This window comes from Bradyrhizobium sp. CCGUVB1N3 (assembly GCF_024199925.1).
GTDB lineage: Bacteria > Pseudomonadota > Alphaproteobacteria > Rhizobiales > Xanthobacteraceae > Bradyrhizobium.
In genome coordinates this window covers 349,975-363,728 of the sequence record NZ_JANADR010000001.1, presented here as the reverse complement: position 1 = coordinate 363,728, position 13,754 = coordinate 349,975, and the positions used below count along the sequence as shown (strand labels likewise).

At 63.4% G+C, this 13,754-nt stretch carries 12 protein-coding genes; 11 read left to right on the top strand and 1 reads right to left on the bottom strand.

The features are described 5' to 3' along the window. Positions 1 to 22 precede the first annotated feature (22 nt). Genes NLM33_RS01610 through NLM33_RS01580 form a run of 7 tightly spaced genes read left to right on the top strand, consistent with a single transcriptional unit; the run spans position 23 to position 8,025 of the window. Positions 23 to 1,573, top strand: coding sequence for an ABC transporter substrate-binding protein (locus tag NLM33_RS01610; RefSeq protein ID WP_254094082.1), 1,551 nt, complete (start codon positions 23 to 25; stop codon positions 1,571 to 1,573). Between the two features lie 13 nt (positions 1,574 to 1,586). Next, positions 1,587 to 2,462, top strand: a complete 876-nt coding sequence (locus NLM33_RS01605; protein ID WP_254094081.1) for an ABC transporter permease — start codon at positions 1,587 to 1,589, stop codon at positions 2,460 to 2,462. Positions 2,463 to 2,464: 2 nt separating this feature from the next. Continuing rightward, entirely contained in the window at positions 2,465 to 3,409 is a 945-nt protein-coding gene (locus NLM33_RS01600; RefSeq protein WP_254094080.1) for an ABC transporter permease, read from the top strand. Further along, positions 3,406 to 4,383 carry an ABC transporter ATP-binding protein gene (locus NLM33_RS01595; protein ID WP_254094079.1) on the top strand — a complete coding sequence of 326 codons (978 nt, stop codon included), beginning with the start codon at positions 3,406 to 3,408 and terminating at the stop codon, positions 4,381 to 4,383. The genes NLM33_RS01600 and NLM33_RS01595 overlap by 4 nt, the downstream gene beginning before the upstream one ends. After that, positions 4,380 to 5,306: an ABC transporter ATP-binding protein gene (locus NLM33_RS01590; protein WP_254094078.1), complete on the top strand. Its 927-nt coding sequence runs from the start codon at positions 4,380 to 4,382 to the stop codon at positions 5,304 to 5,306. The genes NLM33_RS01595 and NLM33_RS01590 overlap by 4 nt, the downstream gene beginning before the upstream one ends. 2 nt (positions 5,307 to 5,308) lie before the next feature. After that, complete coding sequence (locus tag NLM33_RS01585) at positions 5,309 to 6,805, top strand: carboxylesterase/lipase family protein (protein WP_254094076.1); 1,497 nt, start codon at positions 5,309 to 5,311, stop codon at positions 6,803 to 6,805. Positions 6,806 to 6,846: 41 nt separating this feature from the next. Further along, complete coding sequence (locus NLM33_RS01580) at positions 6,847 to 8,025, top strand: serine hydrolase (RefSeq protein ID WP_254094074.1); 1,179 nt, start codon at positions 6,847 to 6,849, stop codon at positions 8,023 to 8,025. 97 nt (positions 8,026 to 8,122) lie between these two features. Here the strand turns inward: NLM33_RS01580 and NLM33_RS01575 are convergent, their stop codons facing one another. Further along, positions 8,123 to 9,004, bottom strand: a complete 882-nt coding sequence (locus NLM33_RS01575) for a LysR family transcriptional regulator (RefSeq protein ID WP_254094072.1) — start codon at positions 9,002 to 9,004, stop codon at positions 8,123 to 8,125. A 130-nt stretch (positions 9,005 to 9,134) separates the two neighbouring features. Here NLM33_RS01575 and NLM33_RS01570 point away from each other — a divergent pair, with 130 nt between their 5' ends. From NLM33_RS01570 to NLM33_RS01555, 4 genes are all read left to right on the top strand, one after another. Beyond that, the gene (locus tag NLM33_RS01570; protein ID WP_254094070.1) at positions 9,135 to 10,679 is read left to right on the top strand and encodes an ABC transporter substrate-binding protein; all 1,545 of its coding nucleotides are present in this window, start codon (positions 9,135 to 9,137) and stop codon (positions 10,677 to 10,679) included. 91 nt (positions 10,680 to 10,770) lie between these two features. Further along, entirely contained in the window at positions 10,771 to 11,730 is a 960-nt protein-coding gene (locus NLM33_RS01565; RefSeq protein ID WP_254094068.1) for a nucleoside hydrolase, read from the top strand. A 109-nt stretch (positions 11,731 to 11,839) separates the two neighbouring features. Then, complete coding sequence (locus NLM33_RS01560) at positions 11,840 to 12,814, top strand: ABC transporter permease (protein WP_254094066.1); 975 nt, start codon at positions 11,840 to 11,842, stop codon at positions 12,812 to 12,814. Then, entirely contained in the window at positions 12,814 to 13,752 is a 939-nt protein-coding gene (locus NLM33_RS01555) for an ABC transporter permease (protein WP_254094064.1), read from the top strand. Before NLM33_RS01560 ends, NLM33_RS01555 begins: the two co-directional genes overlap by 1 nt. Positions 13,753 to 13,754: the final 2 nt, after the last annotated feature.

The following is a 13,754-nucleotide window of genomic DNA, read 5'->3' as shown; positions in this document are numbered from 1 at the left end:
ACAATCGACAGGAGAAACGTCCATGAACAGCATCTTGAGATGCGCCGCGATCTTGCTGGGCTCGACACTTGCAGCCGCTACTCTTCATACCGGTCCGGCGCGAGCGGCAGATCTGCGCATCGTCGTTCCGCAACTGCCATCGGCCCTGGACCCCACGATCACGACGCTCGGCACCAACTGGCTCGTCGCCAGCAATGTCTGCGAGGGCCTGACCGGCCTTGACGACAATTGGCAGCCACAGCCGATGCTGGCCGATAGCTGGAGCTACGATGAGAAGGCTCTGACGCTGACCTTCAAGCTGAGGTCCGGCATTAAATTCCACTCGGGCGCGACCATGACGTCCGACGATGTGATCGCCTCGCTGAAGCGCTATCGCGAGAGCGCTGGCACCGGTGCTGTATTGAAGAATCTTACGTCCGACATTGCTGCGGACGGACCGGATGCGGTTGTTCTCAAACTCACCGGCCCGACCGGAATTATTCCGGGCCTTCTGACATTGACGCCGGCCGTGATCATGTCCAAGTCGGCCCTGGCAGGTAAGAGCGCGACCCAGGCCGTCGACACGCTCGACTGCACCGGCCCCTACAAGGTCACCGAGTTCCAGGCCGACCGGCAGGCGGTGCTCACGCGCTTTGCGGACTACAAGCCGCGCACCGAGGCGATGTCGGGCTCTGCCGGAGCCAAGAAGGCACCATCTGACCGGCTGGTGTTCCTTCCTCAGGCCGAGCCGTCCGTGCGGCGCGACAACGTTCTCACCGGGGCAGCCGACATCGCGACAACGCTCCCCTTCGACTTCCATGCCGACTTGAAGGCGAATGCGTCAGTCCAGCCCGTTGTCATCAATGACAACCAGTCATTGACTGCCGTCTTCAACACCAAGAAGGGTCCCATGGCCAATGTGGCCATGCGGCGAGCGATCTATCACGCTCTGGAGATGGATCCGATCATGCTGGCCGCCGAGGGCGATCAGGCCTTCTACGTCATCGATCCGAGTTGGGTGCCGGACCGCAAGTCGATCTGGTACACGAAGGCCGGCGCAGACAGCTTCGGTACGCCGAAGAAGGATTTGGTGAAGAAGCTGCTCGCGGAAGCCGGCTACAAGGGCGAGCCCCTGCGCTGGCTGACGTCCAAGGATTTCTATCAGGGCCATTACCTGCCGGCGCTCACGGCCCAGCAGCAACTCGAGGAATACGGCATCAAGATCGACCTTCAGGTCATGCCCGCGGCGACCTACATCCAGACGCGGTCGGACGCCGACAAGTTCGACATCTTCTCCTCATTCCTGCCGACCTACGTCGACCCCGTGGTGATCCCCTATCTCAATGCGACCTATCCCGGCTTCTGGAACGATCCAAACAAGGAAGAGCTGGTGAAGAAGCTGGCGACGACCAGCGATCAGAAGGCCCGCGTCGAGATCTGGTCGAACATCCAGAAGCTCGTTTACGATCAAATGCCGTATGTCAAATTCGGCACCGAAGCCTCGTTCTACGTTGCGCGAAAGGGTGTCGGAAACCTGCAGACGAGCCCAGCCAACACCCAGGTCTTTTACAACGTCGTGCCTGTCGCGAAGTGACGAGGATTGGCACGTGACCGCTGCTGCTACGGACGCAATGCTCGATACGCCGCCGGCGCCACCGGGGCCCTGGCGCCGCTTGCTGCGCAATCGCACGGCGATCTTTGCCATCCTTGTCCTCGTTGCGCTTGTGGTGCTTGCCCTCGCTGCCCCCTATCTCACCAACGCCCAGCCGCTGCGCATTTCGCCGGGCATCCGCCTCAAGCCGCCGCGGCCGCAGAACTGGTTCGGCACTGATCATCTCGGCCGCGACATGTTCGCGATGGTTCTCTTCGGTGGCCGGACGTCGCTGCTGGTCGGACTTCTCGTCTCCTCAATCTCGATGTCCGTCGCAATCGTGCTGGGGCTCGCCGCCGGATTCTACCGGCGCGTGGACGTTGTGCTGATGCGGCTGGTTGACGGGCTGATGGCGTTTCCTTCCATCGTGCTCGCCACCGCTGCCGCGGGCTATCTTGGCCCGAGCGTCACCACGGTCATCGTCGCGCTCTCGATCGTCCTCGTTGCGCCGGTGCTTCGCGTCGTGCGCGGCCAGATCCTGGTGTTGCGCGAGCTGCCGATGATCGAGGCGGCTCGCGCCGTCGGAGTCCCGGACCGGCGCATCCTTGCGCGCTACCTGCTTCCCGCCATCATGTCGCCGCTGTTGGTCCAGGCCTCTTTCATCTTCTCGGCGGCCGTCCTCGGCGAGGCCGCGCTCTCCTTTGTCGGGCTCGGCGTCGGCGCCAGGGACGTAAGCTGGGGGAGCGCCCTTGCGGAAGCGCGCAACTACATCCAGAACGCCTGGTGGATCGTGGTCTTCCCCGGCGCGGCACTGGTGCTCACCATTCTGTCGCTCAATCTGCTTGGCGATGCGCTACGTGACAGTCTCGATCCACGATTGGCGCGGAGGTAGGTATGCTGCGCTTCCTTGGCCACCGCCTCCTCCTGATGATCCCGACCATCGTTGTTCCGCTGGTCCTTGTGTTTCTGCTGCTGCGGCTTGCGCCTGGCGATCCGGCTGCCCAGATCCTTGGCGATCAAGCAACGCCGGGCGAGATCGCCGCGCTTCGGTCCGAGATGGGTCTCGACCAGCCGTTGCCTGTGCAATTCCTGTTCTGGGCAAAGAATGTGGTGACACTCAAGCTCGGCACTTCCTTCTTCTTCAAGCAACCCGTCATCGATCTATTGCCGCAATATGCGCTCGTGACCCTGCAAGTGGCGCTGGCGGCGCTCTTCCTGGCGGTGGCGCTCGGCAGCATCCTTGGCGTGATGGCCGCGATCAACAAGGATACGGTGATCGACCGCGGGCTCGTCGGCGTCGCCGTGCTCGGCATTTCGCTGCCGGAGTTCTGGCTGGCGCTGCTCCTAATCTTTCTGTTCGCGGTAACCCTCAAGTGGTTCCCCGTATCGGGCTACGTTCCGCCCACTGATGGACTGTTTGCCTCGGCCGCCACCATCGCATTGCCGGCGCTCGCGCTTGGCATCCGCCAATCTGCCTTGATTACCCGGATGATGCGCTCCTCCATGCTCGACGTCCTCGGCGAGCCCTATATCGTTACCGCCCGCGCTCAGGGCCTTCCGGAGGTCATGGTGATCGGCCGCTATGCGGTGCGCACGGCCGCCATTCCAGTGGTCACGGTCGCCGGTCTTTCGGCCAGCTATCTGTTGTCGGGCGCAGTCAGCATCGAGCTGATTTTCTCGCTTCCCGGCCTCGGCAAGCTTCTCATCGACGCGGTTGCCCGACGTGACTATCCGGTCGTCGAGGGCGCTGTGCTGCTCATCGCCCTGATGCTCGCGGCGCTGAACCTGATCATCGACGTTATCTACGCACTGCTCGATCCGCGTGTGAGGCTGGGATGACCGAGCGCCCTCCGATACTCCAGGTGCAGAACCTCTCCGTTTCGTTGCCGATCTCGGGCCGCATGGTGCCCGTGGTCACCGACCTCTCATTCTCGATCGGCCCCGGCGAGGCCGTGGCGCTGGTCGGCGAGAGCGGCTGTGGCAAGTCGATGACCGCGCGAGCGATCATCGGCCTGCCCCCACCAGGCGCCGCCGTCTCCGGTTCGATCAAGCTGGATCGCCGCGAACTGACTGCGCTCTCACCCCAAGAGCGCCGGCGTGTGGGGGGACGTGGCATCGGTTTCATATTTCAAGAGCCGATGACCTCGTTGCATCCGACGCTCTCCATCGGCCAGCAGATGATGGACTCGCTTCGCTATAATCTCGATCTCTCGGCGCGCGCCGCCCGGGATCGTGCTCGCGAATTGCTCACCCGGGTCGGTCTGCCGAAGGATCGCGATCTTCTCAACGCCTACGTTCACGAACTCTCCGGCGGCATGCGGCAGCGGGTGATGATCGCGATTGCCATCTCGTGCAATCCCAAGCTCGTTATCGCCGATGAGCCGACCACTGCGCTCGACGTCACAATCCAAGCGCAGGTGCTCGATCTTCTCATCGCCATGCGCGCCGAGATCGGTCTCGCCATGCTTTACATCAGCCATGACCTCGAAGTTGTTGCGGAGTTCTGCGACCGCGCCGTCGTGATGTACGCCGGAGACCAGGTGGAGGCCGGCACACCGGTCGAATGCCTGAAGGCGCCGCACCATCCCTATACGCGCGGTCTGGTCGACGCGATTCCCCATGCGGGCGAGGCAAGAGCCCGACTCTCGCCCATCCCGGGCCAGGTGCCGTCGCTGGGGTCATGGCCGAGCGGCTGCCGATTCCAGCCACGCTGCCCGCAGCAGAACGATCGCTGCGCGACCCGGCCGGCACTCACTACGATCGCGCGCTCGGAGGTTCGATGCTGGCATCCACTGGCGGGAGAAGCATCGTGACGGATGCGCTTCTCGACGTTGCCGGATTGTCCAAGAGCTTTCATCAGGTCCATGCCGTGCGTGACGTCGGCTTCACAATCGGTCGAGGTGAGACATACGGCATCGTGGGCGAAAGCGGCTCGGGCAAATCGACCACAGCGCGCCTGGTGCTGCGGCTGGTGGAGCCGACCGCGGGAGCCATCCGCTTTCGCGGCCAGGATCTGGCAACGCTCTCGAAGGAGGCGTTGAGGCGCGAGCGCCGGCACATGCAGATGATTTTCCAGGATCCATTCGGCTCGCTCAACGGCCGGATGACCATTGAGCAACTGATCGCCGAACCGATGGAGGTTCATAGTATCGGTGATTCCGTTGAACGGAGCCGCCGCGTCGCGCAGCTCCTTGCCGAGGTGGGCTTGCCTGAGGCAGCAAGGCACCGCTTTCCGCACGAGTTTTCCGGCGGCCAGCGTCAACGCATCGCCATCGCGCGGGCACTCGCGACCGGGCCTCAATTGATTGTCGCCGATGAGCCGGTGTCCGCTCTGGATGTGTCGGTCCAGGCCCAGGTGCTCAACCTCCTGCTCGACCTGCAACAACTCCACGGTCTTGCGCTGCTCTTCATTTCCCACGATCTGCGTGTCGTGGAATTCATGTGCGACCGGATCGCCGTCATGTATCTCGGCAACATTGTCGAGGAGGGGCCGAAGGCGTCCGTCTATGCCGCGCCACGACATCCCTACACCAAGGCTCTTCTGGACTCCGCGCCGGGTCGCGCGCGCAAGGGCGCGCCTCTGAAGGGCGATATCCCGAGCGCGGCAAACCTGCCTGCTGGATGTGTGTTCCGATCGCGCTGCCCGCGCGCATTCGATCGTTGCGCAATCGAAGTTCCGAAAGCACGCGTGGTCGCCTCCTCTCATCGTGTCGCCTGTCATCTCGCGGAGGAGTAGCCATGGAATTCGCGAGACACACACCATTCGGCACGCTGGTCGGTCGACAAACAAGGGACGGCTACTCGTTTCTCGGAATCCCCTATGCCGAGCCACCGATTGGTCCGCTTCGGTTCTGCAAGCCGATCGCGCGCCGACGGACGACGGCCACAGTGGATGCCACGGAACCGCGGCCCGCACCGCTCCAGGCCGTGGGCCCGACCCTCGGCTTGTTTGGCGACACCTCTCCGAAATCCGTCTCGGAGGATTGCCTTTATCTCAACGTCTGGACGCCGGCCCCCGACGTGGCGCGGCGACCGGTCCTCGTGCATCTCTTCGGCGGGGGCTTTCAGCGCGGCAGTGCCACCGAAGGCGTCGAGGATGCTGCGGCACTCTCGAACAAGAGCGACTGCGTCATTGTTCGTGTCGGCTTTCGTGTTGGCGTGCTAGGGTTCCTGCATCTGGGTGACGTGTGGGGAGAGCCCTATGGCGCTGGCAATGTCGGGCTCCTGGATGTCGTCGCTGCGCTGGAATGGGTAGCCGAGAACATCAGCGCACTCGGTGGCGATCCGGACAATGTTACTATCTTCGGCATTTCCTCCGGCGCGTTCATGGCGACGGCGCTGTTCGCGATCCCTGCCGCCCGGTCGCTCTTCCAACGCGCGTTCCTGCAATCCGGCTCCGCTTCACGCGTCTTCGATCGAACGAGCGCCACCGATCGCGCACGGGAGTTTCTTGCTGCCGCCGGCGTCGCGATCGGCGATCGTCGAGCGCTGGAGGCGCTGCCGCCCGATCGCATTCTCGATGCCGAGGCAAAAATCCTCGCGAGCGACCTCGGTGCGCGCAACGCCCCGGGTGGTCGCGCGCTCGGCATCGTCGAGGACGGAACCACACTTGTTGAACATCCGCTGGAGGTCTTTCGTCGCGGCATCTGTCGCGACAAGCCGATCGTGCTCGGCTCGACCCGCGATGAATCGCGCATGTGGTTCTCGCTTGGCGTGATGGCCATCCCCGAGAGGAGAGAAGCGCTGGCAGCCGAGATGGACCGGTTCTTCCAAGGCAAGGGAGACGCAATCTTTGCGTCCTATCGTGCACGCGCCCCCGGCGCAGATCTCGCGCAACTGCGGGAGCAGTTTCTGACCGACGTGGTGTACCGCTTGCCGGCCGTCCGCACCGCGTTGGCGCATGCACATTCCGGCGGCGCGGCCTATCTCTTTCGGTTCGACTGGGCACCTGCCGGCGAGCTTTCCAGTTTCGGAGCCGCGCATGGCTTCGACGAGCCTTTCGTCTGGGGCGTGGAACCATCGGATAAGCTGCCGCTCATGGCCGGATCACACAATGCGGCGATGGTCGCTCGACAAATGTCCGACGCACTCGTCGCGTTCGCACGCAACGGCGCCCCTGGTTGGCCAGCCGTTGCAGCCCCCTCCCCTCTGTCGAAAATCTTCGGCGGCGGCGAAGAAATCGCCGCGTTGGACGATCTATTGCTGACAACCTTTGAAGGAGCGGACCGGCGCTAGGCCAAAGGGCCTGGCATCGCGTCGGAACGAAGGAGACAATCTTGGGCAGATCGGATGTTCTGTCGAGCGATACCGCGGCTTCGCTCTCGCTGCCGCGTCATCATCTACCACGCGCTGAGGAGTTTCTTTATCTGCCGCCCTGGGCCCAACCTTACGCGTACCGCGTTGTCGACAAGCTCTTTGCCCATCGAACCATCCGTTGCGGGCCCCAACCGCGGTCGCTGCCGCGGGGACCCGAGCTCTCGCTGCGCGATATCGCCGACGGATCGGAGTTCGACGTCGGCGCCTTCATGGATCGCAATGCCATGGTCGGAATTCTGGTGATCCACCGCGGCCGCGTGGTACTGGAACGCTATGCTCTGGGTCTGCAGGAGCACGACCGCTGGTCGACGATGTCGACCGTTAAATCCATGACGACCATGCTCGTCGGCGCAGCAATCCACGACGGTGCCATCAAGTCTCTGGACGAGGCGCTGACCCGCTACCTGCCAGAGCTCAAGGGCTCGGCCTATGACGGGGTGACGCTTCGCCATCTGCTGACAATGTCGTCCGGGGTTCGCTGGAACGAGAACTACGCCGACTCCACATCGGACGTGAACCGCTACAGCAAGTCCTTGGCCAATCGCGTGCCGGGCGGCGTACTGAAATTGATGGCGTCCCTCACGCGTGCGCATGCTCCTGGCACAACGTTCCTCTACAATTCCGGCGATACGTACCTATTGGGCGCAGCGCTCAGCAAGGCTATCGGCACGACGCTCGCCGACTACATGTCGGAGCGGATATGGCAGCCTGCCGGAATGGAACGCGACGCTTTCTACACGCTGGAAAATGAGGACGGACAGGAAATTGGCGGCAGCCGTGCGGGCATGATCTTGCGCGATTTCGGCCGGTTTGGCCTATTTGTCTTGGATGATGGCGTGATCGATGGCCGCCGCGTCCTGCCGGAAGGTTGGGTTGACGAAACCGCCAAACCTGCGTTCGAGGTGCCCGCGCCTTCCGCCGCAGACATTACGCACTACGGCTACAGCTGGTGGCTGGGCGACGGGGTCATGTCAGCGCTTGGGCACGCGGGTCAGCGGGTCGATTTATTCCGCAAGGAGCAGTTGATCGTCGTAACGCTCGGGGCTTTTCCCGAACCGGCATACGCCCCGCCAAACGATCACCATCGTCGCGACGAAGTCGTTGCCTTCACGCGGCTGGTGCGCACCGCGGTGACTTGATGAGGCGCTTGGTCGCAACCGCCTCCCCCGCATTGATCCGTGGAGATCCCGCATGAAAGCCCTCGCTATGCAGGTGAATATCGCGCGCCACGGTGGATCAGGACACCAAAAGTTCTCGCATTCTGCTGACGAGCTGTTCGAGCACAGGCATCCGCACAGTCCCGGACGGCCGGATGGCGAAATAGGATACCTCGATGCCGGGGCGGAAGGGGACGGCGACGAGGTCAGCGCCGGATGCGACGATGCTGGTCCGGTCGACGATGCCGACCCCCATGCCCGAAGCCGCGAAACAGCAACAGTTCAGCATCGATGTCTCCATCGTACTCGCCGGAGCATGGTCCTCGCTCGCAAAGGCCCGATCGAGCGCGAGCCTCAGCGGCGAGTTCCGCCCCGGCATCAGCACGCGCTCCTTCCTCAGCTCCGCCGGCGTGATCACGTCGCGTGATGCCAGCCTGTGACCCGGTGCGACGGCGGCAACGGCCTGTGAATTGTGCAGGGGCAACGCCGTTTTGTCCGACATCTGCGGCGAACCGAACGCGAAGCCAAGATCGTAGCGGTGGTTCTCCACCATATCCCAGATGTGGCGGCTGTTCTCGACGTCGATCACCAGCGGCAGGTCGAAACGGCCGCCGATGACGTCGAGGATAGCGCGATGCAAGTAGGGGCGTACCAGCGAGGTCACGCTCGCGATCCGGAGCACGACGTTCTTGTGCTTGCGGATATCGTCCGCCGCGCGGGTGAGCTGGTCGAGGCCCAGATAGAGTCGTTCGACCTCGCGATACCAGTGCGTCGCCTCGAGTGTGGGGACGAGCCGTGCGCCTTGACGCTCGAACAGGGTGAGCGCGGTCGCCTCCTCGAGGTCGCGGATCAGCCGGCTCACGGCGGGCTGCGTGATGTTCATGGCGTCGGCTGCCGCTGTGATGCCGCCGGTCATCATCACACACCGGAAGGCTTCGACCTGCCGCGGCTTTAGGCGCATGGCGAACTCTCCTCATAACATTTAGGCATGGCTCGAGCAGTTAATACAATTTCCCCGTCGACCAAAGTCATAATATTTCGTGTGCAAGCCGTCGACAGTGCCGGTGGATAGGTAAGGGAGAGGATCGGCCATGAAATCCGTCGTCGCGGCCGCGCTCGCGGCTTCCCTCTTCGCAATGCCGCTGGCCGGCGCGAAGGACCTGACCGTCGGCTTGGCGGCCTCGACCACGTCGATGGACCCTCAGTTCTACGTGGTTGGCCCCAACAGCGCGATGGCCCGCAACATCTTCGACGGTCTCGTCAATCAGGATGCCAAGCAGCAGATCCAACCGGCGCTCGCATTGTCCTGGACGACGCTCGACGACACGACCTGGGAGTTCAAGCTGCGCCCGAATGTGAAGTTCCACGACGGGAGCGACTTCACCGCCGAGGATGTCGCCGCGAGCATCAGGCGCGTGTCGCTGGCGTCCAGGAATAGCCCGAGCTCCTTCGCCGCCTACGTCAAGTCGATCGTCGATGTGACGGCGGTCGATCCGCTCACCGTTCGGATCAAGACCGACGGTCCCACCCCGCTTCTCCTCAACAACCTCAGCCGCATCGCCATTCTGCCGGCGAAGATGGAGAAGATCGGTACCGAGGAGCTGAACGCCGGCAAGGGGGTTATTGGAACCGGTCCCTTCAGGTTCGTATCGTGGTTGCCGGACGACAACGTTGTCGTCGAGCGCAACGATGCCTACTGGGGCGAGAAGGCGCCGTGGGACAAAGTCACGTTTCGGGTCTTCAAGAACAGCAGCGCCCGCGTGGCTGCGATGCTCGCCGGCGACGTCGACATGATCGAAAGCATCCCGACAGCCGACACACGCAAGCTTCAAGCATCCGACAAGCTCAAGGTAGTCAGTGTCGCTGGCAACCGCATCATGTACCTGCACATGGATCAGGCTCGGACTGAATCGCCGTTCGCGAAGGGAGCGGACGGAAAGAACCCGCTGCTGAAGCCGGAGGTCCGTCGCGCGCTGTCGGTCTCGATCAACCGCGAGCTGCTCGTCGACCGCATCATGGACGGACAAGGCGTTCCGGCCGGCCAGCTCGTTCCCGAGGGCTATTTCGGCTATGATCCGGGCATCAAGGTCGATCCCTATGATCCCCAAAAGGCCAAGCAGCTGCTCGCCGCCGCAGGGTATCCAAACGGCTTCTCACTGACCTTCCACGCCTCCAACGATCGCTACCCGAATGACTCGAAGGTCGCGCAGGCCATCGGGCAGTTCTTCAGCCGCATCGGCGTCAAGACGGAGGTGGTCACGCTTCCGGGCAGCGTCTACTTCACACGCGCCTCAGCGCTGGAATTCAGCTTCATCATTGGCGGCGCGGCGGTCGAAACCGGAGAAGCCTCCGGCGTGCTCGGCCCGATCCTCGAGACCTATGGCGAGAAGGCGGGGCAAGGCAATCGCGGCCGCTATTCGAGCGTCCCGTTTGACGAGGCGCTGACGCAGGCGCGGGCCACGCTCGATAGCGGCCGGCGCGAAGCGCTTCTGCGACAGGCGACCCAAATCGCCATGGGCGACCTCGGCGTCATCCCGGTCTTCTATCTGGCAAACACCTGGGCGATCAGGAAGGAGCTCGCCTATGAGGGCCGGTCGGACGGCTACACTCTGCCCTATTATGTGAAATCCAATTGATCGGGTTCGAAAAGCCGGTCATCTGCCGCGCTGACGGCTGGCCCTCCTGCGCGAGCACAACCTGTCCCATCGACCAGAGGCGTCGCTGACTATGAAAACCATTCCGATTGTCGTCGATTGTGACCCGGGGATCGATGACACGATCGCGCTGTTGACGGCTTTCGTATCGCCGGAGCTCGACATCCTCGGCATCACGCCGGTCTGCGGCAACCAGCCACTCGCGCGGACGGTGCGGAACACGCTCCAGGTCTGCGAACTCGGGAGGCGGGCTGATATTCCTGTCTTTGCAGGGTGCTTCAGACCGATCCTTCGTGAGCCGATCCACGGCCAGTTCCACGGCAAAAGTGGGTTGGGAAACACCAGCCTGTCGGACCCCGTGAAGACCGCCGAGCCCTTGTCAGCGGTCGAGTTCCTGGTCGCGACTCTGTCCAGGGCCGCAGAGCGGAACGAGCGGGTCACGATCTGCTGCCTCGGGCCGATGACGAACCTTGCCGTCGCGCTTCGCATGAAGCCGCAGATCGCGGAGGGGGTCGAGCGGATCGTGATGATGGGCGGCGCCTATCGTGAGCCCGGCAATCGCACGATGACGGCGGAATTCAACGTCCTGGCCGATCCGCACGCCGCGCATATCGTCTTCTCGAGTGAGATTCCGATCGTTGCGCTGCCGCTCGACGCGACGCATCAGGTTATTCTCAAGCCGGAGCATGTGGCGCAGTTCGCGAGCGTCAGCGGCCGGATTTCCGAGGCCTTGACCGAGCTGATGGCTTTCTGGGACCGCAACGACGTCCGCCGCTACGGCTCACGGGGCGGGCCCCTGCACGACCCCCTCGTCATCGCCTATCTGCTGGCGCCGCATCTGTTCGAGACGCAGCGTGCCCGCATCTTCGTCGAGCACGAGAGCGAGCTCTGCATGGGGCAGACAGTCGCCGATTGGTACGGCAAGAGCGGGCTCGAACCGAATGCCGACATTGTGACGAAGGTCGATGCCGACGGCGTCATAGCTCTGCTGCTCGATCGGTTGTCCCGCTACGCCGACCGGGAGCGGGCATGAACCGGCACGTCATCGAGGTACAGTTCGGCGGCACCGCACCGGCCAGCACCCGCATCGCGTCTTTCGGAAACGCCGCGTCCGACGTCATGCCGCGGGGAGGCCCAAAGCCGTGAGTGGCTATCTCCTCAGCCGATTGGTCCAGACAGTCCTGACGCTCTTCGTCATGTCGGTGCTGGTCTTCGCCGGCCTCTATCTGGTCGGAAATCCGGTCGACGTCCTGCTGAGCCCGACGGCGACGTCCGCGGAGCGTGTTCAGATCATCCAGTCCTTCGGACTCGACAAGCCTGTCTGGGAGCAATATTGGCTGTTCCTGACCCGCGCCCTGTCGGGCGATCTCGGCAACTCCTTCGTCTTCAACCAGCCGGCGCTCTCGCTGATCCTCCACCGCATGCCGGCGACGCTCGAACTCGCCTTCTTCGCGCTGATCATCGGGCTCGTCTTCGGCATACCGCTTGGCGTCTACGCCGGCTTGCAACCGAAGAGCCTTGCCGCGAAGTCGGTGATGACCTTCTCGATCCTCGGCTTCAGCCTGCCGACCTTCTGGATCGGGCTGATGATGATCATGCTGTTCAGTGTCCGTCTCGGCTGGTTGCCGGCATCGGGGCGCGGTGAGACGGTGGCAATCTTCGGCGTGCCATTCAGTTTCCTGACGCGGGACGGTCTCGCCCATCTGATCTTGCCGGCGCTCAATCTGGCCATGTTCAAGGTCTCGCTCATCATCCGCCTGACCCGCGCCGGCGTCATGGAGACGATGCAGCTCGATTTCGTGCGCTTCGCGCGGGCCAAGGGCATACCAGAGCGCCGGATTGTTTTCGTGCACGTGCTAAAGAACACATTGATCCCGTTGATCACCGTCATCGGCCTGGAGCTCGGCTCGCTGATCGCCTTCGCCGTGGTGACGGAGACGATCTTCGCCTGGCCCGGGATGGGTAAGCTCATCATCGACGCCATCGGCGTCCTCGATCGCCCGGTGATCCTGGCCTACCTGCTCATGACCGTCGTGATGTTCAGTGTCATCAATCTGCTGGTCGACATCCTGTACTCGCTTGCCGATCCGCGCGTTCGCCTCGAGGGGAATTCCTGATGAGCCGGGAGAGCGAGGTCACGGCTTCGGTGCATACGGATGCGTCGGCGGCGCCGAGGCGATCCTCCCGCTCGCCCTTCCGGCAGGTCGTCTCGGCGCTGCTGCGGGACAGGCTGGCGCTGATCGGCCTCGTGACGGTGGCGGTCTTCGTGCTCGCCGCCGCGCTCGCCCCGATCACGGCGCCACAGAACCCGTACGACCTGTCGCAGCTCGACATTCTCGACAGCCGCCTGCCACCCGGCTCGCGGAGCGTTGCAGGCCTGGTCTACCTCATCGGTACGGACGGCCAGGGGCGCGACCTCCTGAGCGCCATTCTCTACGGATTGCGCACCAGCATTCTGGTCGGCTTCAGCAGCGCCGCCGCCGCGCTCGTCCTCGGCGCCTTGATCGGTTTGGTGAGCGCCTATGCCGGCGGCCGGGTCGACTCCTTCCTGATGCGCATCGTCGACATCCAGCTCAGCTTTCCAGCGATCCTGATCGCCCTGATCTTCCTCGCGATCCTGGGACAAGGCATCGACAAGATCATCTTCGCCCTGATCGTCACTCAGTGGGCCTACTACGCCCGCACGATCCGAGGCTCGGCACTGGTCGAGCGCAAGCGGGCCTACGTCGACGCGGCTCGCTCCATGGCGCTGCCGGACCGGGCGATCCTATTCCGGCACATCCTGCCGAACTGCCTGCCGCCCCTGATCGTCGTGGCGACGATGCGCGTCGCCTATGCGATCATGCTGGAGGCAACGTTATCCTTCCTCGGCATCGGGCTGCCTGTAACGGAGCCGTCACTGGGCTTGTTGATCTCGAACGGTTTCGAATACCTGCTGTCCGGCGACTACTGGATCAGCCTTTTTCCTGGTTTGGCACTGCTGCTGCTCATCGTGGCGATCAACCTGATCGGTGATGCGCTGCGCGACATCCTCAATCCGCGGCGAGAGAGCTGAGA